Raw genomic sequence first — 23,846 nt, 5'->3', positions numbered from 1 at the left:
TTAAAATGCTTGTGGGCCTGGCTAATCCAGGCCCCGAATATGCTCATACCAGACACAATGCCGGCCAATGGTATCTAAACCAACTCGTCTCACAAGAAAATATCCAACTTAAAGCTGAAGCAAAATTTTATGGCCTAACTGGTCGTATTCAATTTGCAGGCAACGATATTCGACTTCTTGTCCCAACTACCTTTATGAACCTTAGTGGCAAATCTGTTGCTGCAATGGCGAATTTTTATCGTATCAAACCCGAAGAGATCCTTGTCGCACATGATGAACTTGATCTTCCTCCTGGTGTTGCGAAGTTTAAATTAGGTGGTGGTCATGGTGGACACAATGGTTTACGCGATATTATTAGTAAGCTAGGTAATAATAAGAATTTTTACCGTCTGCGTATAGGTATTGGTCACCCGGGTGACAAAAATAGAGTCAGTGGTTTTGTTCTTGGAAAAGCACCAAGAGGCGAACAAGATTTAATTGACCAAAGTATTGATGAAGCAGCACGTTGTACGCCGATTTTAGGCCAAGACGGGCTAGCTAAAGCGATGAATCGCTTACATAGCTTTAAAGCACAATAATTATTTAAATAAAAGGTTTACAACATGGGTTTCAAATGTGGCATCGTAGGTTTACCAAACGTAGGTAAATCAACTCTCTTTAACGCACTTACTAAAGCAGGCATTGAAGCGGCTAACTTTCCGTTTTGTACTATCGAGCCAAATACCGGCATCGTACCAGTGCCAGATCCACGCCTTGATAAGCTAGCTAAGATTGTAAACCCAGAACGTGTATTACCAACAACAATGGAATTTGTTGATATTGCAGGTTTAGTTGAAGGTGCTTCTAAAGGTGAAGGCCTTGGTAATAAGTTCCTTGCAAATATCCGTGAAACAGATGCAATTGGCCACGTAGTACGTTGTTTCAAAGATGATAATATCGTTCACGTATCAGGTAAAATAGATCCACAAGATGATATCGATATCATCAACACAGAACTTGCACTCGCTGATTTAGAAAGCTGTGACCGTGGTATTTTACGCATTGCTAAAAAAGCCAAAGGCGGCGATAAAGACGCTAAATTCGAACTACCTGTATTAGAGAAAATTAAAGCACATCTTGAAAATGATGGCATGGTACGTGGTTTGGATTTAACAAAAGAAGAGAAGGAAGCCATTGCTTATCTTAACTTCTTAACAGGCAAGCCAACCATGTATATTGCAAACGTTGCAGAAGATGGCTTTGAAGATAACGAATACTTAGATATCGTTCGCGCAATTGCAGAAAAAGAAAATGCTGTTGTAGTACCAGTTTGTGCGTCAATTGAATCTGAAATTTCAGAACTTGATGAAGAAGACAAAGCAGATTTTCTGGAAGCAATTGGCCAAGATGAACCTGGTTTAGACCGTGTTATCTTCAGTGGTTACCAACTACTACACTTACAAACTTACTTCACAGCAGGCGTTAAAGAAGTACGTGCTTGGACTGTTAAAGTAGGTGCAACTGCACCAGAAGCAGCAGGTGTAATCCATACCGACTTTGAGCGTGGTTTTATCCGTGCAGAGATAGTTGGTTACGATGATTTCATCGAATTTAACGGTGAAGCGGGCGCAAAAGACGCAGGTAAATGGCGTTTAGAAGGTAAGAAATACATCACACAAGATGGCGATGTTATTCACTTCCGCTTTAACGTTTAATCGGTAATAAATTGAAATAAAAAAACAACCTTAGGGTTGTTTTTTTATTTCACCATTAGCGAGCTATTTCCAGCCTATTACGTCCATTATCTTTAGCACGATATAATGCCTGATCTGCACGCTTTAATACGCCTTCAAAATTACCATCTTCTGCCACAACTTTAGCCATACCGATGCTTACCGTGACGCTAATATTGTGTGGTTTAAGTTTACTGATTTTTTTCAATATTCGTTGTGCTTTTATGACAGCATCGGAGTCATCGCTCGGGTCAAACATAACAACAAACTCTTCCCCACCAAATCGGGCAGCAAGATCTTCAGTTCGATTATCAAGCACTAATACTTCAGCAACTTTTTTTAATATATCATCTCCCATCGGATGACCATAATTATCATTAATTTGTTTAAAGTGGTCTATATCGATCATCAACACCCATAAGTCATAATGATGTCTTAATGAGCGAGCTACTTTTTTAGTCGCGACATCAATAAGGTAATGACGATTATAAAGTCCTGTTAATTGATCATAGAATGCCATCTTATTTAATTTATCACGTTGTAATTTCAAGGTGATATGTGTATTTACACGCGCAATAACAATCGCAGGACGGATCGGCTTAGTAATGTAGTCAACAGCACCGAGTTCAAGCCCTCTTCTTTCATCTTCATCTCCTTGCAGTGCTGTGACAAAGATAACAGGAATGGAAGCAGTGAGTGATGATGCTTTTAGTTGCTCACACACTTCATACCCATTCATACCAGGCATTTCAACATCCAGTAAAATAAGATCTGGCTGAGGTGACGCTTGTGCTATTTGTAAACACTGTTCGCCACTAGTGGCAACTTTAATTCGATGGCAATTTTTTACACAAGAGGCTAAAACTTGCAAATTAGTCGGTGAGTCATCAACAATAAGAACTAATGCTTTTTCTGACATCTTATACGTCTCCTCTATTAACCATTTTTAACTGATTAATTAATTTCACTGTTACTTGCTGTGCCGCCTCGAATTCAAACAACGTAAGCTGCTGCTCTAATTGCGAGAAGAGTGTTTGTATATGTTGGGGAAGTTCCTCTGACATCAAAGGGGTTAACTCTGAGCTTTCAATATAATCGTTTTCTGCCAAACGCTCATTTAATTGTGTTAAAAAGCGAATTTGTTGTTCATAGGAAGGTTGCACCTGAGTTGGTTGCTGTGATTCTGAGTCGTTCATATAAACTTGAAATGAATTTATAAGTTCATTGTAGCTAACTTCAATATCAGCCAATAATAATGAATACTTATCAGTCGTGTTAGATTTAACACTCAGTTCTAGCTCAGAACAATAATGTGCTAATTTATCTCCTCCCAAATTAGCACTCGCGCCTTTAATCGTATGCGCTAATAATAGGACCTGTTGGTTATTTTTAGCTTTAATTGCAGCATCTAACTGCGCTATTTTTGAGTTATTCTCTTCTATAAATGTAGTCATTAATGAAATAAGTAATGATTGATCATTAAAAAATCGATTTAATGCTTCTGATTGATTCCAAACAATAAAGCTTTCCTCACTCAAAGTTGATTCCTCAAGCGCATTTTTTTCTGTTCGCTCTGCAATATCAAGCAAGCACTGAGTTATCTTTTCTTCCAATAGTGTGGCATTTATTGGTTTTCCAACATAATCATTCATCCCACACTGTAAACACTTATCACGGTCGCCCTGCATCGCATTGGCCGTCATCGCAATGATATGTATCTCTTTATAATACTCGCCCGCTTCACCTGCTCGAATTTTTTCAGTACTTTCATAACCATCCATCACAGGCATTTGGCAATCCATAAAGATTAATTGATATGGCGTCTCTTTACTGGCTTGTTTCAGTGTATTAAGTGCCTGTAAACCGTCCTCTGCAACGTCACAACTAAAACCAAATGTTTTTAGAATTCCCACTGCAACCATCTGATTTACTTTATTATCTTCAACTAATAATATTTTCACAGTTGATTTATCAACGGTGATCTTATCACTGTTTTTATAAGCCAAAGATGCTAAATAATCGTGGGTAACCATTGGTTGCGTTTTATTATTATTATATTCATTATCAACAACAACACTTAACGCTTTGAAAAGATCAGAAGTAGTTGCGGGTTTAGGGAAATAGGCATTAAAACCAAGGTCAGAAAAAAAGTTAACTTCGTTATTAAAAGTAATCGAGGTCATCATCACTAATTTCATTTTATCAAAGTACGGCTCAGCACGTAATAGTCTGCCAAGCTCCGCACCATCCATCTCGGGCATTTGCATATCGAGTAACGCGACATCAAAAATTTTGTCTCCAGAAGCGAGACGTTGCTGGCAAATATCAAGGGCTTGCTGGCCACTACTTGCCTCTATCACATTTGCCCCCCAATGCTCGACCTGACCACGTAAGACTTCTAAATTGGTGGCATTATCATCAACAATTAATAAGTTTAATTTACTAATATCTACATTTGGAAATACACGTTGAGACTGCTGACTTTCATGAAGAATGGCAGTGAACGTGAAAATACTGCCTTTATTAAACTCACTTTTTACTCGTATATCACCTTTCATCAATTGGCAAAGATTTTTAGAGATAGCAAGACCTAGGCCTGTGCCACCATATTTACGGGTCGTTGAAGCATCAACTTGAGTAAATACCTCAAATAAATTATTAATTTTGTCATCAGGGATACCGATACCTGAGTCCGCAACATGGCAGGTTAATAATATTTCACCCGATTTTCCTTCATGCATCTCAGCGGTCAGTTTTACTTCACCTTTATCAGTGAACTTTATTGCATTGCTCAATAAGTTGGTCGCTATTTGACGTAAGCGCCCCGGATCACCTTGAACCATTGAAAATTCTGCTTCGGTTACATCTAAAATTATCTCGATATCTTTTTCATGCGCACGTAATGCCATTGATTCACAAAGATCTCCAAGCATATCTCTAATATCAAAATCGATAACTTCGAGTTCCATTTTTCCTGCTTCCACTTTTGAGAAGTCTAAAATATCGTTAATCAACACCAATAGGGATTCTGCACTGGATTTGGCAAGTTTTGCTTTATGACTTTGATCTGCATTTAGCTCACTATTAAGCAGTAAACCTAACATACCTAGTACTCCATTCATTGGAGTACGTATTTCATGACTCATACTGGCTAAAAACTCTCCTTTTAGTAGGTTACTTTGTTCTGCACTTTCGGTTGCTTTTTTTAATAATTTATTGGCTTTATGGCGTAAAATAGCATTAGTAAAAATAGCGGCAGCTTCTTCTAATAACTGCACTTGGTAATCATCTAAACCACTATTTTCTTCAGTAAATATTAAAATTACCCCCACTAAATTTGCAGGGTTAACATTATTATCCTCACTCTCCACCTTAAGCGGGATAACATAGTGACCATGCTCTTGAGTATCTAAGCACAATTCATCTGTACAACTAGGATTGATGGTCATGCAATTACTTTGCAATGCTTGCTCACACATTGCCGGCAATTGAGCTTCAAGGCTTTTCTCCATAAAGCTAAATTTCCCTTGCCTTACGACCATTTCCAACGATTGATTATGTTCATTAAAAACGTACAAACTGGCTTTAGCTTTTAATTTGAAATTAGGCAACTCAAAAAGGTGTAATAAACTTTCTACTAACTGTTGTCTCAAAGAGTGCGAAGTGGTGAAAATATTAGTAATGGCGAGTTTGATTGCAGCCGCTTTAAGACTTGCCTCTTGCTGCTCTTCAAATGCTTTTTGTTTGGTGATATCCGTACGGATGGAGATATATTGTTGTATCGTATCGTTTTCGTCTTTATAGGGTGTAATCGTTGTTTCTACCCAGTAATGTCGCCCATTTTTACTTTGATTACAGACTCTTCCCTGCCAAACATTGCCACTTGAAATAGTTTCATAGAGCTCAGTAAAAAAAGCATCGGAATGTACACCAGAGTTTAAAATGCGGTGATTAGCACCAATTAGCCGATCATGACTATAACCACTAATGTCACAAAATTTATCATTCGCATATACAATGTTGCCCGCACGATCGGTAATGCTAACGATAGCATGTTGGTCTAATGCATATTGCTGGCAATTAAGCTCATTTAATGCACCTCGTAACTGGCGATTACTCTGTTTTATTTCATGTTCATTTTGCTGTTGTTTATTTAGCATCTCATTAAATGAATCAGCTAACCTACCAATTTCATTATTAGAAGTAATATCAACTTGCTGATTATTTTTTCCCTGCGCTACATTTTGACTTGCTTCAGAAAGTCTTTGTAATGGGCGAGTGATGCGTTTAGCTTGAATAATGGAAATGATAATAATCATCAGCACTGACAATAGTAAAATGATGGATACCACGATCGCAATATCTGTACTAGTTTGTAATACTTCTTCACTATCTATTTCACTAATTAATACCCAGCGAATATTATTAATGACAACCAATTGGTGTATACCAAAAACTTTTTTATTGTTTGGGCCTAGATACTCAAACACAGCTGTTTTCGTATGCTTTGGTTGATGTGATTGGTGATCCTCATCAATCCAACGTTTAAATTGTTCTGTATTAATTTTATCGTTCAAGACCGTATTAAAATCAGCATAAATGGGACTGCGCAATAAACTATCTTCAGCAACTAAATAGTGGGACTGAGAAGTGTTAGCTGAAGATTCATGTACTAAACGATTAAAAATACGATCTAACCTTAGTTGAATAACGAATGCGCCAATGACTTCGCCTTCGTCAATTAAGGGCGCACTCAAAAAACCTGTGAGTATATTGTTTGAAGGCCCATAACGCTCGATATCAGAAAATAATGTTGTGCCCTGATTTAGGGTCGCAGCCACTGTTTGAGATAATTTAGTTGTTGAGTAGGTGCCAGTTAATAAATTTTCACCTAAATCCTCCTCCTCCTTTACCGTGAATAAAATATTCCCTTCCACGTCAATTAAAAAAATATCGTAAATGTAATCATAATTAGTACTTAAATTAACCAAATCTTCACGTAATATATCTGTTCTAAATGCCCAGTCATAACCCGTAATATACTGTTTTAATGGTTGCTCACTTTTAGACCAACCGTAGGCTAAATCTTGAAGTAAGCGATAATTTATTTTTGCACTCGATTGCGTTTTGATATCCATAAAACGATAACTAAACCAATTATTAATGAATTGATGCTTCGCTTCAGAGCTTTGATAGAGTTTTTCTTCCGTCTCATTGATGAGACTTTGTTTTGCTTGCTGTAAGGTTACCCAAGAGGTCATGCTGACGGGCACTATCGATAGGAGAAGAAACCAAAACAATAATTGGCTAAATAATGACTTATATTTTCTAATATTTTTTCCATCTCTCATGCTCACAGCCAATGCTCCTTTAATTCATGCTTAAATTGTAGAGCAGAAAACAATAGTCATTAATTTATTACCTTAAAAACCTATATTTTACATCATTATTTGTGAGTAATTTGAAGTTAGTAACTATCTAATCATAGATTATAAGCAAGTAAGGTGGATCTTCGTAGGCTACAACATTTTATTTTAGATTCAGATGTTTATAGCTATTGAGGGAAATATTTCAACAAACTGATGGGTTATCTCCGATCGCAAGAGAATTTAGAGCCCCGAAATAGGATGCATTGCAATGAATATCCATCTTTTTATAAGAGTAAATGATGACTATTTTTAACGCCTTCAGCAATGTCTTCATTATGACTAGCCACTGGCAGATTGTATTTTCTATACTGCTTATTGTTATTTATCTAACAAAGCTATTTTTAATTTAATTATTTTAGTGCTTATTTGAGCTCTAAAAAATAACGTCTTTTAACCAGTAAGATTGAACAGATCATTAGTGAGTTTGGTATTGATGAGCTAATGCATTCTATTGGGGACTAATATTTTTTTAGAGTTAGCACTTAGTTATATTCTTACGCTATTGATTTAATTGGAATAAACCCAATACGGTTACCTTTATAAGCCGTCAGTGGAAAGTGTCGCACGGTACAATCTAGGAAATAAAAAAAGTAGATTGCACCGTTGTATTCAAGCGAACTATCTTAAGGGCTCTGAGCACCATATTACATAAATGCTATTGCTTATCGCTCAGTGTTTTATTTTCGAAGTTGATAACCACTTGCCAGCCTTTTTTCACATCAGCAAAAAAGTGTAGTTGCCATTGTTGTTGTTCTACAATTTTTTTCACTATATCCAAACCAATACCAAAGCCTTTATCATAGTTTTTCTCCAGCTCTATCTCCCCCTCTTCATTGTTATATATGGCACTACTTGTATTCGTCACCAGTACTTTACGTCCAGATATATCTACGCTAACCCCACCAGATAATGTCTGTTCAAAGGCATTACGAATCAGATTACTCAATACAATTCTGCATAATGTACCCGGTAATTCATGAGTTTCGTTATCAGCACCAATAAGGTCAATAAACACCCTTTTATCTTTCAGTAAGTATTTGTGTTCTTCGATAATAGAGGTCGATAACTGCTTTAAATCGATAGTGTCTAAGCTTCGAATACTCCTATTTTTATCACTCAACAATAACAACGCACTGGTCATTTCAGTCATGTTTTTGTTTGCTCTTCTGATGTTGATATGTTGATCAGCAATATCATGGTTTCCTTGGCTTGCCCTTAAATCAATAATATCCAGCGCAGAGGAGATAACAGCGATTGGCGTACGTAGTTCATGGCTCGCATTTTGTAGAAATTGCTTTTCTCTTTGATGATATTGGTGAATGCGCTGCATCGTTTGATGTAATGTTTTTGCAACCGCACCGATTTCAGTTTTATTCTGCATCACCGAAAATGACAGTTCAGGATTATTTTCATCCAAACTTTTAGCCATCAGTGCCAGTTCATTGAGAGGATTCAATACCGATGTAATCAAACGCTGCACTATCCAATACACTAATAAGGTAGCCAATAATATTATAAAAATTATAGAGTTAGGAACATTTATAAGCGGTGTTTTAGGGGGGGGGCCTGGTGGTAATACCTTCTCTGCATGTTGCGGAGGATGGTCTTGTAAAAAAAGATGAGATGGTATTTTTCCATGGCGTGGAGGCGGCGCTCTTTGAGGATCTCTATCGTGATAAACCAAATAGAGGATGCCTTTATTATTTTTTAATGGGCGAGTCTCTAAAAAAGTAATCTTTTGCGGTCTAAATAACTCACTTAACTTACTGTCATCATGAACTGAAAAGCTAAAAGGGGGCAATGTGTCGATATCAAACATCTGCTCTATTTCAGCAGGAAGGGTTTCCCTACCGACGTAGATAGAAAAATCATCATTATGAGGCAGTGGAAAGCTGGGATCCGCTTCTAATTGCTGTGCATAATGGTCTGTCATCGACATCATGCCACGATGCATGGAGGCACCAATACCAATAAAAAGAATCTGATAAAGCAGGAATGAAAAGATCAGAACCAGTAATCCGACACTGATTATCAACTGCTTTTTGAACTGATATTTTAAGCTATTATGACTCATCCTATTCAGATCCTAATACTAAGCCAACACCTCTTACCGTCTGAATTAATGGACTATCAAATGGCTTATCAACCTGCTGACGCAGTTTGTAAATATGTGATTTAAGTACATCAGAATCGGGTAGTTGATCCGGCCAAACCACTTGCTCAATTTGTTGGCGCGTGACGACTTTTGGGTAAGTTCTCATCAACGCTTCAAGTATCTTCCAGCAAGCGTTGTTTAATTCAATCCTTTGTCCTGCACGGGTCACAATACGTAGATCAACCTCCATCGACAAGTCATTAACGACTAATTTATTCTCCTGCTTATTAACACGTTTACTCAATGCTTTCACTCGTGCAACAAGCTCAGGCAGATCGAAAGGTTTCACTAGATAATCATCGGCCCCCGCATTAAAGCCCTGTAGTTTATCTTCTAATGAATCCCTTGCCGTAAGCATTAGAATAGGTGTTGTAATCCCTGAATTTCGCAGTTCAGTACAAATAGACATACCATCTTTACCGGGCAGCATCAGATCTAAAATAATAACATTGAAAGCTTGCGTCATCGCCAGTCTTAAACCGAGATTACCATTATCTGCATAATCACATTCAAAACCATGAGCTTCTAAAAATTCACTGATATTACCCGCTAAGGTTCTATTATCTTCAACTACCAGTACAATCACAAACGTACACCTTTTTTATACATTGGACATCATCTAACAATTAATCATCGCTAGGGGCTGTTGATCTTTCAAGTTTGTTTTTGCAGCTATTTATACAAGGCTGAGCCTATGTAGTGTGGTTGTTCCACATAAATAGGCGAAAACGCAGTAGAAAGAGTCAACAAATGCAGCCCTTCGGGTTCAAAATTAAAACAGCAAAGGTCAACAGCCCTATTATATCTTACTTAAAATTAGAGTTTCATTTAAATATTAAATTTACCCTGCAAGGCTTTATAAACAGGCGAATCTTTAGAGCAAAAATATCCAACAGCCTGTTTTTTTCTCCATTAATAAGTTTCAGTTGCAACAATGAGACGCACCAACAATGTGCATCAACGCACTACTATATCGCAAAAATTACAGTTAATTATCTGCCACATAAAAGTCCAAATAAACAAATTTAAATAAAGCCATTATTTATCAGTCTCTTAAGTTTTAATTTGTTTAATAAATAGTAAAAAAAATAACCACACCACTTGGATTGATTTTTGCAAGCTACTGATTTTAAGAGAAATAAATTAATTTGAACTGAAAGAGTAAAATAAATATGGATTTAACCGCGAAAGAGCGCCATTGGCTGCCCTTGTTTGGGGCAACAGGGAAGTTTTCGATGAAAAAAGCATGCTGGCTTAACCGAGGTCGAGAGCAGGCTATCGCAGAAACCTTCACCAACATCGCTAATACACGTGTGCGTATTTTGGCGTCTTGGGTAAATTCGCAATGGGATTTTCTCTCCGATGCCTGCTTATATATTGCAACAAAACCAGAAGATGAATGGCAATCAGCTCTGCAAGGTTTATTAAAACGCAACAACGACTTTTCAGAACTGTTTATAGTATTCTCAAATGCACAGCTTTCCTGCTCTAGTTACCAGACAAAACCAAAGGTTGACCCAACAATTCTTGCCAAAGGGTTACAAGCTCCTTTTTTGCATGGTCCCTATATTGACCAACAAACACAAAGTATCGGTCCCTCTAGCTCTTCGTTCCATGATGCCGTTACACTAATGTATTATCAGCCACTAGAAGTTGATGGCAAAATAATCGGCTGTCTTTGTGGGCGAGTGCCGAATGATGTGATGGGCGATCTTATCCAGCGTGAAGCAGGACATGTATACAGTGAATCAGGTGATAACTATATTTTTATGGTGGACTCTAAATTAGATCCCAATATTGAAACAGGTACCGCCCTATCACGCTCGCGTTTTGAAGATAATACTTTTTCCCATGGAGAAAACCTCAAATCAGGTGTTCACACGGACTGGGGAATGGTAAAAATACGCGAACATACTGAATTTGAGATACGCTTTACCGATCCCGCAACGAAACAACTTCACCCAGGCGTCAGAGAGACCATACGTCATGGTAATAACCTTTATGTTAGTTACCCAGGCTACTCTGATTACCGTCATATTCCTGTGATCGGTAAAGGTGTGACCTTTCAATTAAAGGGCAGCCCAGATGTATGGGGAATGATGTGTGAAGCCGATTTAGAGGAGGTCTATCGTCACCGTTCATTGACCTATACGATCTCTAAAAAGCTTAGTTTTGCAATGAGTTTCCCGGTTATTAGCAGTTTTATTGCCCAGAGCTGGTTCACTTTACCACCACTACAAGGTAATTTATTGCTAGTGCTGACCTCTCTTCTTGGCTTAGTTTGGTTAAGTTATTTTGCGATTAAACCGCTCACAACCCGCCTTAGTAATATGGTTGCTGTGATGCAAACACTGGCAGAGGGTGATGCAAATTTAAAACAGCGCTTTGATAACTCCACCCTAAGTGCTGATGAATCAGGTGATTTAGGACGTTGGACAAACAGTTTTATCGATAACCTCGACAATATGGTCAGTGAGATGATCGATGCTTCGAAAGAGGTAAATGAGGTGAGTGAATCGATGTTACGTCGTTGTATCAGTGTTGATAGTGCTAGCAAATTAACCAGCCAATCTATTGGCTCAATGTTAGCACTTTCTAGTGGACAACAAGATGAGATAGCGAATGCCACTATCTCTGCGCAAACTATGCAACAACTCATGCATGATGTCGAAGCAAACGCACAACAAGAATATAATCAAGCAATTAACAATACAGCTAAAATAAAAGAGATCGTTTTAGCTTCTGCAGCCAGTGTTAATGATGTGAATTCAGAAATGAAGGAGATTGGTGCAATTGTTGGACTAATAACCGGGATCACGGAACAAACTAATCTACTCGCCCTTAATGCAGCGATTGAAGCAGCACGTGCAGGTAAACATGGACGCGGTTTCTCGGTTGTGGCTGATGAAGTACGCAACCTTGCAACCCGCACTTCAGAAGCCGCTAGCCATATTGGTAAAATAACCACCAAGCTAAGTAAAGAATCACAAATGGCGGTTAACTACATGGAGCAAGGCGTTAAAAATGTTGATCAAGATAATTTCGCATTAGACTCTGGTGAAGGAAGCGTGAAATTAAAAGTATCGGTTGAAAATATGTTTGAAACAATGAGTCACATCGCCAGTAACAGCCAACAACATGGTGAAACCGCCAAAGAAGCACAAACCAGTACTTTAACAATGGAGGTCTCATCACAGCAATTAATGCGACGTACAACATTGGTTAAAAATGCCATGTTGCGTCTCAATAAATTAATTGGACGCTTTCAGGTAAGTGATAGAAAGTGATCTGTTGAATAACAAGGTCATCATCAATGGTGACCTTGTTGAACAATTCACCAATAAATTAATCACTACTCTGTTGTGGTGATTGACGTTTAAGCGCCATACGTTTGCCTAACCATACACCTAATCCTAATGGTGCAAAGAAGATCACCCCAAGGAATAACACAAAGTACAAAATTAAACTTTTCAACGTATTAGTTAACTCTTGAAAAACGACTTCAACCGTATGCTTGGAAAGTTCATCCAAATTAGCGGCCGCAGCAATACGCTCACGTGTCACCATCTCCTCTAATGCCACACGCTCACTTTTCACCATTAAGGTGAGTGCTTGACGCTCCACCGATAGTTGTGCGATTTTATCATCCGTTGAGTCGCTTAACTGCGTTAATAATGGCGTTAGTTCACGACGTAAATCAACGGCTAATCCTGCCATCATTTCAGGGCTTTGCTCCATCATGTCTTGAAAGCGTGCGGAAGTATCACTGATATTTGCTAAAGTTTTTTGTAACTCTTCAGCATTAATATTGGAATGAAGTGCATATAACTCTGCTTTCCAAGTTAATATTTTAGGCATTTGATCAGAAATCATCGCCATTCGATCAGAGACATCACTCATCACCTCTGGCACCGTACCAAAAGTCGTTACCGCTTCAAGTTCACTAATATTACGATACGCAAGCCAATCATTAAAAGCAGATACACGTGTAAAGGTGATATCAGCAATCGGATTATCAATCACGTACTGCGTTACAAATACCTGATATTGTTTAAATTCAGACGCTTTCACAAAGCCTTTAACGGTACGCTCAAAGTTCGCTTGTAAACGTTCACTTGAAGCAATCGCAATATTTTGATGCTCTGCAAATATCATACTACCGTTACCGGTTGTAAAAAATGCATTCATTTGTGCTGTTAATACCCACGTATCGACCATGGCAGCAACCGGTGATGATTGGAATATCGTACGCTGTAATGCTTGCTCACTGTTAATTTTCCACATCAAACTATTTGATTTGAGGGTAATCGCTTCAGGCGTTGAAGGTTGCTCATCTTGATCACCTAATACTGCAATTTGATCTGCACTGTGCTCGACTTCACTGTAAAAATTCTGACTAAAATCGCGACTAAATACGCGCATATTAAGTTGATCTTGAGGTAGAGGCACAATCCCGCTCTCTAGTTTAACTTCCAATAATGAGCACCCACTTAAGGTTATTAGCATCATCAGTGTCAGTAATCCATTTTTCTTAATGTTAGTAATGTTTTTTAAATACAATTTTTTATAACCTATAGTTATTTAGCGCTGATTCTAAAATAAAAATACATCGCACTTATAAAGGTTAAAATGAGAGTTAAGCGACCGATCAAACATAAACAATATTCACGTTCAGTTAACGTCATCTGATTTCATAAATAACGACCCTATTGAGAATTATATGTTTGTAACTCGAGAATGATTAAATCGTCTTTGTAGGATTCAACCCTCTAATGAGTGGAAGAGAGTCAAATTATTGAATATAATTTCATCTGCTTGAGCAACTTAAAAGAAGTTGATCTAGCATAACAATCTCTACTGTAAGTATCTAAATCAGATCAGTTTTATTTTTTGAGCTAAAGATCACACTATAATTTTCGTATCAATTTCATCTGATTCAGTTATATTTGAAATTTAAAAACAGCCTTAAGCACAGACTGTATTAGTATCTTTAATGCCTTATAAATCATTGCGATATGTTTTTATTTAGATATTTATTACATAGAGATTTTAAATGATATCAGAATATTTACTCTGATTTATTAACCACAGCCAACATTGTAATATAGTAATACAAATGATATAAATTACTTATAGATAGGGTATGCATATTGAAACCCTACCCATACAGCTAAAAAACTCGTTGCATTGAAATAGAGCAACGGCAGGGAAATCAATTTTCTGCGAAAAAAATACAACAGTTAACTGTTGTGTTTTTTGTGCCTTTAAAAGCATCTACGCAGGGTTTGATTGCTAAAATTAACTCCATAAATTAGAGGTCTAACATGTCTAATAAGTCTTTTGACGCGATTAAAGCGATCAAATTAGAAAACGACAAATCAGCAGGTAATCTTGTTGATTGTATGCCAATTAAAGTTCAACAAACTGAACCGGATCTATCTTTCCTTGATAACTTAAGTCTTGAGCACCCTCGTCTTCTAGTCCAAAGCAAAGATCTTCCTGCATTCCGTGCAAACCTGAAAACTGATGCAGGCTACTGTAAGTTTGATGCATTCATGAACAACTCTACAAACAAGTTCATGGACGTTGCACCTTACGCAGAACCTAAAGCATACCCAGAAGAAACGGTTGGTAAAGCATCTCTATGGCGTCCTTACTGGCGTCAAATGTACGTTAGCTGTCAAGAAGCTTTCAACGCAACTCGTAACCTTTCTATTGCTGGTATCGTTTTAGAAGATGATGCAATCATCGCTAAAGCAAAAGCATGGACATTAGAACTAGCTTCTTACGATCCAGAAGGTGTTACTTCTCGTGGTTACAACGATGAAGCGGCTTTCCGTATTATCGCTGCAATGGCATGGGGCTACGATTGGCTAAACGCTCACTTCTCAGTAGAAGAACGTGAAATCGTTAAAAATGCACTAATCGTTCGTTTAGACGAAATCATGCATCACCTTAAAGTAACTGTTGATCTACTAGCTAACCCGCTTAACAGCCACGGTGTTCGTAGTATCAGTTCTGCAGTTATCCCAACATGTATCGCACTTTACGGTGAGCACCCTAAAGCACGTGAATACATCGAATACGGTATCGAGTACTACGCAGTACATTACCCACCATGGGGCGGTAAAGACGGCGCATGGGCTGAGGGTCCAGATTACTGGAATACACAAATGGCATTCTTAGGTGAAGCTTTCGATCTACTGAAAAGCTACACTTCTATTAACATGTTTAATAAAGAATTCTACAAAAACACAGGTGATTTCCCACTTTACTGTATGCCTGTTCACTCTAAGCGTGCTAGCTTCTGTGACCAATCAAGTATTGGTGATTTCCCAGGTCTTAAACTTGCTTACAACATCAAACATTTTGCTGGTGTAAACAACAAGCCTGAGTACATTTGGTACTACAACCAACTTAAAGCGCGTGATACTGAAGCACATACAAAATTCTACAACTTCGGTTGGTGGGACTTTGGTTATGATGATCTACGTTTTGATTACCTATGGAACGATATGCCTGAAGTTGCGCCATCAAATGAGCCGCTACTAAAAGTATTCCCAATCACTGGTTGGGCAGCATTCCATAGCAACATGACTAACCGTGAAGAGCACATCCACATGGTTTACAAATGTAGCCCATTTGGTTCAATCAGTCATTCACACGGCGACCAAAATGCATACACATTACATGCATTTGGCGATACGCTAGCTGCAATCACTGGTTACTACGGTGGTTTCGGTGTTGACATGCATATTAAATGGCGTCGTCGTACGTTCTCTAAAAACCTACCATTATTTGATGGTAAAGGTCAGTACGCAGAGAACACAACAACTAAGTTTGAAGGTCAGCATCAAGATCGTTACTGTATCGAAGCTGGCGGTAAAATCAGCGATTACGATACTGAATCTGAAGTGTTATTTGTTGAAGGTGATGCGTCAACTTCATACCAATTCCATAACCCAGAATTAGAATCTTACAAGCGTAAAATTTGGTTTGCTAAAGGTAAAGTATTCGTAATGCGTGATACTGCTACTTTAAAAACTGAGCAAGATCTAACTTGGTTATTACACACGACATTCAAGACTGAAGCTGCAACAGATTCATTCAAAATTGTTGGTGATAACGCGGTATTAGACGTTCAATTCATCAATGATTGTAAGCAAGATTTATTATCAATTGATCCAGTTGAAGGTTTCGGTGAAGTAGACCCAGCTGAATACAAAGACCTAGAAATTCATCGCCATGTTGAAGCTAAGTTTAAAGCGAAAAAAGATCACAACATCTTAACGCTATTAGTACCAAGCAAAGTTAACGGTCCAAAAACTGAAGTTAGCCACAAATTAGTAGGTAATACTTTAGAACTGACTATCGATGGTGAAGTAGTCACTATCGAGCTTTAATCGCTACGTTATGTAACGATTAATTAAGCAACAATTAAAAAAGGCCGCCTATAGCAATATAGGCGGCCTTTTTTTATCTATTTTTCTACTCCCCACTCTTATAAATATTCTGACACTACGTCACTACTATGCTCATCAACAACAACCATCACAAAACTGTCACATAAATACCATAAAGTAGCGAGTATTGATCAATGTTCTTAAGTAACAATACAAGGAAAGGTAATGACAAACTATACAGAGAAAGAGTCTGATTTTAGCAAAATGGTTAATGCTCGTTTATCTCGTCGCGGGTTTCTACTCGGTTCAGTAGTCGCAAGTGCAGGGGCATTTCTGGCATTAAACCCAGTCGTTAAAGCGATCGCAAATAGTATGGATAGCAACTTATTAAACTTTACCTCAATTACTACTTCAACCAGTGATCGCATCACCCTGCCGCAGGGTTATAGCAGTAGCACATTGATGTCATGGGGTGATCCTATTTTTGCCAATGCCCCTGAATTTAACGCTAATGGTAAACAAGACTCAACGGCACAAGCGCTACAATTTGGCGATAATACTGACGGTATGGGCATATTTCCACTATCTAATGATCGTGCCATCCTTGCCATTAACAATGAATACACCAATTATAAGTACCTGTTTGATCATCAAGGAAAATCGATGACTGCAGATGATGTTAAAAAATCTCAAGCTGCTGTTGGTATCACTATTGTCGAAATAATTAAAAACAACGGGCAATGGGTAATGGATAAAACTGGCCGTGCAAATCGTCGTATCACTGCCAATACTGAAATGCTGTTAACAGGTCCAGCGGCAGGTGACGCTCTACTAAAAACAGCAGCAGACCCAACGGGTAAAAAAGTATTAGGCACGTTTAATAATTGTGCAGACGGAAAAACACCTTGGGGTACTTATCTAACCTGTGAAGAAAATTTTAATGGCTTTTTTGGTGCACAGGAAGGAACACCATTAACAGCGGATCATCAACGCTACGGTGTTAAAGCTAAACAGAGTAAATATCAATGGCACAACTTTGACCCGCGCTTTGATTTAGCTAAAAATCCTAATGAGCCAAATCGTTTTGGTTGGGTTGTTGAGATCGATCCAACGGATCCAACATCAACACCCAAAAAACGTACCGCCATGGGACGATTTAAACATGAAAATGCGGCTGTAGTTGTTAATGATGATGGCCATGTTGTTATCTATCTAGGTGATGATGAGCGCGGTGAACATCTTTACAAATTTGTATCAAAAGAAAAATTTGTTGAAGGTAATGATAACAAAAACCGTGACCTGTTAGATGAGGGAACTTTATATGTCGCTAAGTTTGGTATGCAAAAAGATAAACTAGAAGGCGATGGCCAATGGTTGGAACTAACCTATGGTAAGAACGGCTTAACGAAAGAAAATGGCTTTAACAGCCAAGCTGAAGTGGTTATTTTTGCACGACGTGCAGCAACGCAAGTGGGCGCAACCACCATGGATAGACCTGAATGGGTAGCCGTTCATCCTGATAAAAAGCATGTTTTTTGTACCTTAACCAATAATAAACATCGTGGTATCAAAGAGGGACAAACGGTAGGAGGGCCTAACCCTCGTGCAGAAAACCATTATGGGCAAATTATTCGCTGGGCTCCAACAAATCATGATCATACAGCCGAAACCTTTAAATGGGATCTGTATGTTATTGCCGGTAACCCAACGGTGCATGAAGGTAATTTATACGCTGGCAGTGAGAATATTACTAAAGACAACATGTTTAATAGCCCTGATGGTATCGGTTTTGATAAAGCAGGTCGTTTATGGATTCAAACCGATGGTAACTATTCCAACGAAGGCGATTTTGCAGGGCAAGGTAATAATCAAATGTTATGTGGTGATCCTGAAACTGGTGAAATTCGTCGTTTCTTAACAGGTCCAACGGGTTGTGAAATAACCGGGTTAACCTTCTCAGAGGATCAAAAAACCATGTTTGTTGGCGTACAACATCCAAGCGGTAACTTCCCAGCAGGCGGTGATAATAAACCTCGCTCCACTATCGTAATGATTAATAAAGATGATGGCGGTGTGATAGGCAGTAAGTTTTAATAACTAAATCGCCCAGTGAATCTTCACTGGGCATTTTTATAATTTCGACAAACAATATGCGTACTCATCTACCAAGATGCTGCGTTAGCTTCACGCATATCATCACGCCAACTTTCAGGGATCTGCGCTTCATCTAGCAATGCATTTTCTTCTATTGTTGGGTAAAGTTGTGCGTAATGCTGTACATCGGTTCCCTGCACTCGACGGTTAATATGTTTCGGTTTAAGCTCATCAATACCATTAAGGCCAGCTGCGCCAACCAATTCAACTAAATTCCTTACCGTCTCACGTTGAAAATTAGCAACACGCAGTGCTTTATCGGTGACAACAATCGCTTTGTTGCGAGAAGGATTTTGCGTTGCAATGCCTGTTGGGCATTGGTCAGTATTACAGGTACGTGCTTGAATACAACCTAATGACATCATCATACCGCGTGCTGAATTTACCGTATCTGCACCTAAGGCAATCGCTCTTAATATGTGGAATGCTGAAAACATTTTTCCTGACGCGATGATACGTATCTGTTTCCTTAATCCAAAACCTATTAATGCATTGTTTACAAAAATCAAACCATCGCGAATCGGTGTACCAACAGAGTTGGTCATTTCAGTAGGTGCAGCACCGGTTCCACCTTCACCACCATCTACGGTGATAAAGTCAGGCAAAATCCCCGTCTCTTTCATCGCTTTACAAATAGCAATAAATTCATCATGTCGACCGACACAAAGCTTAAAACCGATAGGTTTACCGCCAGAGAGGTCACGCAATTTTTTAATAAAATGTAATAATTCAATCGGTGTTGAAAAGGCGCTATGCGATGGTGGTGATACAACATCTTGCCCCATTGGTACATGGCGAATAGCGGCGATCTCTTCGGTTAATTTAACCGCAGGTAGTATCCCGCCATGTCCAGGTTTCGCACCTTGAGATAATTTAATTTCGATCATTTTAACCACCTCTTTTTGCGCATTTTCTGCAAAAGTCTCCGAGTTAAAACGACCGTCATCATTCCGACAGCCAAAATAGCCAGTGCCTAACTGCCAGACGATATCTCCACCGTGCTTAAGATGATAAGGGCTGATACTACCCTCCCCAGTATTATGAGAAAACCCACCAATTTTTGCGCCGCGATTAAGAGCCATAATGGCATTTTTACTTAACGCCCCATAACTCATTGCTGATATGTTAAGTGGAGAGGACATATAGGGCTGCAAACAATCGGGCCCGCCAAACTTAACTCGCGGATTAAAATCTGAAAGGTGTTTAGGTTGCATTGAATGATTTACCCATTCATAACCATCACGGTTTACATCAAAAATAGTACCAAAAGGACGCGTATCTCTATCTCCTTTTGAGCGTTGATAAACTAACGATCTAAACTCTCTTGGAATCGGTGTCCCGCTGGTTTCATTCTCAACAAAGTATTGCTGAATCTCAGGTCTAATTGATTCTAACAAGTATCTAAATCGACCAAATACAGGGTATAAACGACGGATAGATTGTTTATGTTGAACCATGTCATAAAAGCCGACCAAAATCACCGGAATCAATACCACATAAACCCATAACCATTGCTGATATAGCAACGATAAAGCGGCAATTAAAATAACTGAACCAATCGAAAATTTGACGAAAGCTTCGCGCATTGTCATAACGTAGAATCCTTTTTAGATATTGAATGTATGCGTGCAGTGTTGAATAGACCGAACCATTAATAGTTAAATTTCATTCTTTTGAGTATTGATGCTTGAATATACGACACTAAACGCATTAATTTTTACCTAGCTTTAAAAATACATTTTAGTCCAGATGCTATATCCTGTGTCGATAACCCTGCAAAACCGAGTCGAATAAATCGATCTTTACTTTGGGTTTTATCTACTAAAAATTGCCCCTCTTGCTGAATAAAAATAGCATCAGATAATGCCGTTTTAGCTAACAATTCCGCACTTTCATTAAGTTCAACCCACATTGCCATCCCACCATCTGGAATAGTAAATGATTTAACCCTGCCCAGTTGTTGGTAATGAGTTAGTTGCTGCACCATAAAATCACGGCGTTGATGATATATTTTTGTCGCTTTTCTTAAGTAACGTTCAAACGCCCCTGCTTGCATCCAACGTGCTATCGCATCTTGCATTGGTACGCTCACTTTATGATTTATGATGGTTTTATAATTAACAACGGCATCACTGAGCGTTTTATCTAATGCCATAAAGCCAATGCGTACGCCAGGAAACATCACCTTAGAGAAAGTAGAAAGGTAAATAACTAACCCACTAGGATCATCACTTGCAATCGGTGCTAATGGTTGGCAGCGATAGTGATACTCATGGTCATAATCATCCTCAATAATGGCAATATTATGCTTGCTTGCAATACGATAAATGGCATGGCGTCGACTAACAGGCAAGGTAACCGTAGTTGGATATTGATGTAATGGCGTCAGATAGACCAATGCGATCGGTTGTCCTATTTGGATCTGCCTTTCAATCGCTTGCTCAAGCGCCTCTGGAATCATGCCCTGCTGATCTTGCTTGATAGAGATAATACTCGCGCCCGAACTTGTAAAACATCGCCATGCAGGTGCATAGCCCATCGCTTCAGTGGCAACACTTAATATGGGCGATAACAGAATCTGAGAAAGGATATACAAGGCTTCTTGCGAGCCATTAGTGATCACTATTTCACGGTTTGTGATCGACCTTGCTCGACGTAAATATTGAGTAACCTGTGTTATCAGCGGCGTATATCCTGCTGTATTACCATAATTTAATTCATTAATATTCGGTCTGCTAAATGCATCTCCGACATAACTTTTAAATTCATGAAAGGGGAATAAGCTGATATCTGGCGTACCTCCAGCAAAGTTATATCGATATGAAGCCGTTGTCTGAATTGTGCTTGGATCGGTGTTTTTAGTGAATTTCCATCTGAATGGTTGCGCCGGAAGTGTCTCCATCGGCTTGTTTCGCAGAGAACTATTTACCGGCAGATCCGCTGCGACAAAATAACCCTTACGCTGCTTACTGGTAATCCAGCCTTGAGCAATCAATTCATTATATGCAGCCATGATAGTGTGACGGTTTGTTTTAAGTTGTTCGGCAAGTTGTCTTGCAGAGGGTAGCTGCTCTGATGATATTACCTGCCCACATTTAATAGCTTCGCGAATAGCTTGACTAATCGCCAAGTATTTTGCCTGTTTCTGTTCATCACTCACTGCTTTGATATTAAGTGTTTTCATTTGCCCCACTTACCCCAACTACTGGTCTAACTATTATTTACATTCTGGTTATTTATAACGTACCAGAGTTAGTCACAATGAGCATAATATTTAACCAGTTAAGAGGCGAGCATGAGACAACCAACACCGATTACCTTAGCAAATGAAGCAGTGACACTAAAACCGATCACCATAAATGATCTACAAGCATTTTATGAAGCGGGAAAAAATGATGATATTTGGCGGTGGACTCCTCCTCACCAATGCGCAACATTAACCACCGCAGAGCAATGGCTACGTCACTCATTAGCCCAAGTCGCTAAAGGTGAACAGGTTATGTTTGCGATTATTGATAATGCCAGCGGTTGCTTGGTAGGAAGCACACGTTATTGCAGTATCGACACTGAAAATAGTGGCATTGAAATTGGGTTTACTTTTATTAATGAAAAATTTCAACGCAGTCACATCAACAGTAATAGTAAATTGTTATTACTCAGCCATGCATTTGAAGAGCTCGGTGCAGTGCGAGTGCAATTACGCACCCATGAAAAAAATCAAAAATCACGTAACGCAATTAGTCGTTTAGGTGCAACATTCGAAGGAATATTAAGAAACCATCGTTTATTATCGACCGGTGAATACCGTAATACGGCATTATTCAGTTTATTAACCGATGAATGGCCACAATCTAAAGCAATGTTACAAAATAAAATCATTCAAAATACAGTTGTTAAACAGGTGAGTAAAAAGCAACCAAACCTATTAACTGATAAACACGTGTCACTCATCAAAGAATACCCATTAGCACAGCTGATTATTGCAAGTAACGATAATTTACATGAGCAAATTATTTACCTGCCAGTGAGATTAGACAGAAAAAATAACCGTTTAATAGGTCATATGAGCATCCACAACAAATTACTTTGGTTATTAGAAAATAGCACAAATGTTACCGTAGTTTTTCAAGGAGACGACGCTTATATCTCACCGTTATTAGATGAAAATATTAAGGTGCCAACATGGAACTATCGCCGTCTCCATATCAGTGGGGAATTTTCTTTTTTAGCAAAGAATGAAAACAGAAGACAAGTGCAGATGCAGGTTGAAGCGTTAGAGGGAAAACGCTGGTCTATGGATGATCAACCCGCAAAAATGATAAATAGCATGTTAGCGAATATTCTCTGTTTTGAGATTAACATCGAACGCGTTGATAAAATATTCAAACTTGATAGTCAAAAGCCAATACGCGTGAAACAAGCGATTGCAGGAAGCTTAGTTAACAAGGGTAAACTCTCGCTTGCTGCAGCACATTTAGCTAAATAGTATCTATTACGCGCTTAATCTAACGCTACCGAGCCATTAAGGCGAATACCATACAGTGTGATCTCATCACCTTTAATAATAACAGAGAGGGTTAAGGTAGCCGGGCGTTTATTATTCTCTTGGACACGCACATTAAAAATGAGTCTATAAAACACTTGCTTGTTCTTTTCACCAATTTTATCGGCACTGATAAAGGCACTCTGTTGGATCTCACCAAATAGGCGATAGAGCTTATTTAATTGGATCTGTAATTGTTGATGACTAATTTTTACTTTAGCCTGATTATCAAATAAAGCATAAAGGGCCTGGTGATCCTGTTGGTTGTATAAACTTTTCACTTTTTCACCCCATTTTTTGGCGATCACGCTATCAAGTTGTTCAACAGAGTTATCTACAATATTAACTGCTGGTTGCTCTTGCTTCGTTAATATTGAAACCGTTAACGCGAGGTTAATCAACACAACCGCAAGGATAAAAACGAGTAAGGTATTGGTATATTTATTCATC

14 protein-coding genes are annotated in these 23,846 nt (G+C 38.6%); 6 read left to right on the top strand and 8 right to left on the bottom strand.

Annotated features, from left to right (window positions below; genetic code table 11):
* Positions 1-5: 5 nt before the first annotated feature.
* Both pth and ychF read left to right on the top strand, forming a co-directional pair.
* A complete protein-coding gene (gene pth, locus QQK09_RS11300; RefSeq protein WP_348532709.1) occupies positions 6-578 on the top strand; it encodes an aminoacyl-tRNA hydrolase in 573 nt (190 codons plus the stop codon).
* Between the two features lie 24 nt (positions 579-602).
* The gene (gene ychF / locus QQK09_RS11295; RefSeq protein ID WP_284204247.1) at positions 603-1,694 is read left to right on the top strand and encodes a redox-regulated ATPase YchF; all 1,092 of its coding nucleotides are present in this window, start codon (positions 603-605) and stop codon (positions 1,692-1,694) included.
* A gap of 55 nt (positions 1,695-1,749) precedes the next feature.
* Here ychF and QQK09_RS11290 read toward each other — a convergent pair whose 3' ends face one another.
* The 4 genes from QQK09_RS11290 to QQK09_RS11275 all read right to left on the bottom strand — a co-directional run bounded on the left by QQK09_RS11290 (position 1,750) and on the right by QQK09_RS11275 (position 9,882).
* A complete protein-coding gene (locus QQK09_RS11290) occupies positions 1,750-2,631 on the bottom strand; it encodes a diguanylate cyclase (RefSeq protein WP_284204246.1) in 882 nt (293 codons plus the stop codon).
* A 1-nt stretch (position 2,632) separates the two neighbouring features.
* Positions 2,633-7,063, bottom strand: a complete 4,431-nt coding sequence (locus tag QQK09_RS11285) for a response regulator (RefSeq protein ID WP_284204383.1) — start codon at positions 7,061-7,063, stop codon at positions 2,633-2,635.
* A 733-nt stretch (positions 7,064-7,796) separates the two neighbouring features.
* Positions 7,797-9,215, bottom strand: a complete 1,419-nt coding sequence (locus QQK09_RS11280; protein WP_284204245.1) for a sensor histidine kinase — start codon at positions 9,213-9,215, stop codon at positions 7,797-7,799.
* Between the two features lies 1 nt (position 9,216).
* Complete coding sequence (locus tag QQK09_RS11275; protein ID WP_284204244.1) at positions 9,217-9,882, bottom strand: response regulator transcription factor; 666 nt, start codon at positions 9,880-9,882, stop codon at positions 9,217-9,219.
* 586 nt (positions 9,883-10,468) lie between these two features.
* Between QQK09_RS11275 and QQK09_RS11270 the strand changes: the two genes are divergently transcribed.
* Positions 10,469-12,583 (top strand): methyl-accepting chemotaxis protein, encoded by a 2,115-nt coding sequence (locus QQK09_RS11270; RefSeq protein WP_284204243.1) that lies wholly within the window; start codon positions 10,469-10,471, stop codon positions 12,581-12,583.
* A gap of 58 nt (positions 12,584-12,641) precedes the next feature.
* Here QQK09_RS11270 and QQK09_RS11265 read toward each other — a convergent pair whose 3' ends face one another.
* The gene (locus tag QQK09_RS11265) at positions 12,642-13,805 is read right to left on the bottom strand and encodes a chemotaxis protein (protein WP_284204242.1); all 1,164 of its coding nucleotides are present in this window, start codon (positions 13,803-13,805) and stop codon (positions 12,642-12,644) included.
* An 815-nt stretch (positions 13,806-14,620) separates the two neighbouring features.
* On the opposite strand from QQK09_RS11265, the gene QQK09_RS11260 reads away from it, so the two are divergent.
* A complete protein-coding gene (locus QQK09_RS11260) occupies positions 14,621-16,699 on the top strand; it encodes a DUF4962 domain-containing protein (protein ID WP_284204241.1) in 2,079 nt (692 codons plus the stop codon).
* Positions 16,700-16,924: 225 nt separating this feature from the next.
* On the top strand, positions 16,925-18,793 hold the full coding sequence (locus QQK09_RS11255) for a PhoX family protein (RefSeq protein ID WP_284204240.1): 1,869 nt from the start codon (positions 16,925-16,927) through the stop codon (positions 18,791-18,793).
* A 68-nt stretch (positions 18,794-18,861) separates the two neighbouring features.
* On the opposite strand, the gene QQK09_RS11250 is transcribed toward QQK09_RS11255, so the two are convergent.
* Both QQK09_RS11250 and pdxR read right to left on the bottom strand, forming a co-directional pair.
* Positions 18,862-20,445 (bottom strand): FMN-binding glutamate synthase family protein, encoded by a 1,584-nt coding sequence (locus QQK09_RS11250; protein ID WP_284204239.1) that lies wholly within the window; start codon positions 20,443-20,445, stop codon positions 18,862-18,864.
* 125 nt (positions 20,446-20,570) lie between these two features.
* Positions 20,571-22,037 carry a MocR-like pyridoxine biosynthesis transcription factor PdxR gene (pdxR, locus tag QQK09_RS11245; RefSeq protein WP_284204238.1) on the bottom strand — a complete coding sequence of 489 codons (1,467 nt, stop codon included), beginning with the start codon at positions 22,035-22,037 and terminating at the stop codon, positions 20,571-20,573.
* A gap of 111 nt (positions 22,038-22,148) precedes the next feature.
* On the opposite strand from pdxR, the gene QQK09_RS11240 reads away from it, so the two are divergent.
* Complete coding sequence (locus tag QQK09_RS11240; protein WP_284204237.1) at positions 22,149-23,339, top strand: GNAT family N-acetyltransferase; 1,191 nt, start codon at positions 22,149-22,151, stop codon at positions 23,337-23,339.
* A gap of 14 nt (positions 23,340-23,353) precedes the next feature.
* Here QQK09_RS11240 and QQK09_RS11235 read toward each other — a convergent pair whose 3' ends face one another.
* Entirely contained in the window at positions 23,354-23,845 is a 492-nt protein-coding gene (locus QQK09_RS11235; protein WP_284204236.1) for a hypothetical protein, read from the bottom strand.
* Position 23,846: the final 1 nt, after the last annotated feature.

The sequence above is a fragment of the Psychromonas marina genome (assembly GCF_030161115.1).
Lineage (GTDB): Bacteria > Pseudomonadota > Gammaproteobacteria > Enterobacterales > Psychromonadaceae > Psychromonas > Psychromonas marina.
This window is presented reverse-complemented; position numbering and strand designations above follow the sequence as displayed.

Excerpts from the sequence above, each read along its gene's own strand:
- pth (WP_348532709.1), top strand. The coding sequence starts at position 6 with ATGCTTGTGGGCCTGGCTAATCCAGGCCCCGAATATGCTCATACCAGA.
- ychF (WP_284204247.1), top strand. The coding sequence starts at position 603 with ATGGGTTTCAAATGTGGCATCGTAGGTTTACCAAACGTAGGTAAATCA.
- QQK09_RS11290 (WP_284204246.1), bottom strand. The coding sequence starts at position 2,631 with ATGTCAGAAAAAGCATTAGTTCTTATTGTTGATGACTCACCGACTAAT.
- QQK09_RS11285 (WP_284204383.1), bottom strand. The coding sequence starts at position 7,063 with ATGAGAGATGGAAAAAATATTAGAAAATATAAGTCATTATTTAGCCAA.
- QQK09_RS11280 (WP_284204245.1), bottom strand. The coding sequence starts at position 9,215 with ATGAGTCATAATAGCTTAAAATATCAGTTCAAAAAGCAGTTGATAATC.
- QQK09_RS11270 (WP_284204243.1), top strand. The coding sequence starts at position 10,469 with ATGGATTTAACCGCGAAAGAGCGCCATTGGCTGCCCTTGTTTGGGGCA.
- QQK09_RS11265 (WP_284204242.1), bottom strand. The coding sequence starts at position 13,805 with ATGATGCTAATAACCTTAAGTGGGTGCTCATTATTGGAAGTTAAACTA.
- QQK09_RS11260 (WP_284204241.1), top strand. The coding sequence starts at position 14,621 with ATGTCTAATAAGTCTTTTGACGCGATTAAAGCGATCAAATTAGAAAAC.
- QQK09_RS11255 (WP_284204240.1), top strand. The coding sequence starts at position 16,925 with ATGACAAACTATACAGAGAAAGAGTCTGATTTTAGCAAAATGGTTAAT.
- QQK09_RS11250 (WP_284204239.1), bottom strand. The coding sequence starts at position 20,445 with ATGACAATGCGCGAAGCTTTCGTCAAATTTTCGATTGGTTCAGTTATT.
- pdxR (WP_284204238.1), bottom strand. The coding sequence starts at position 22,037 with ATGAAAACACTTAATATCAAAGCAGTGAGTGATGAACAGAAACAGGCA.
- QQK09_RS11240 (WP_284204237.1), top strand. The coding sequence starts at position 22,149 with ATGAGACAACCAACACCGATTACCTTAGCAAATGAAGCAGTGACACTA.
- QQK09_RS11235 (WP_284204236.1), bottom strand. The coding sequence starts at position 23,845 with ATGAATAAATATACCAATACCTTACTCGTTTTTATCCTTGCGGTTGTG.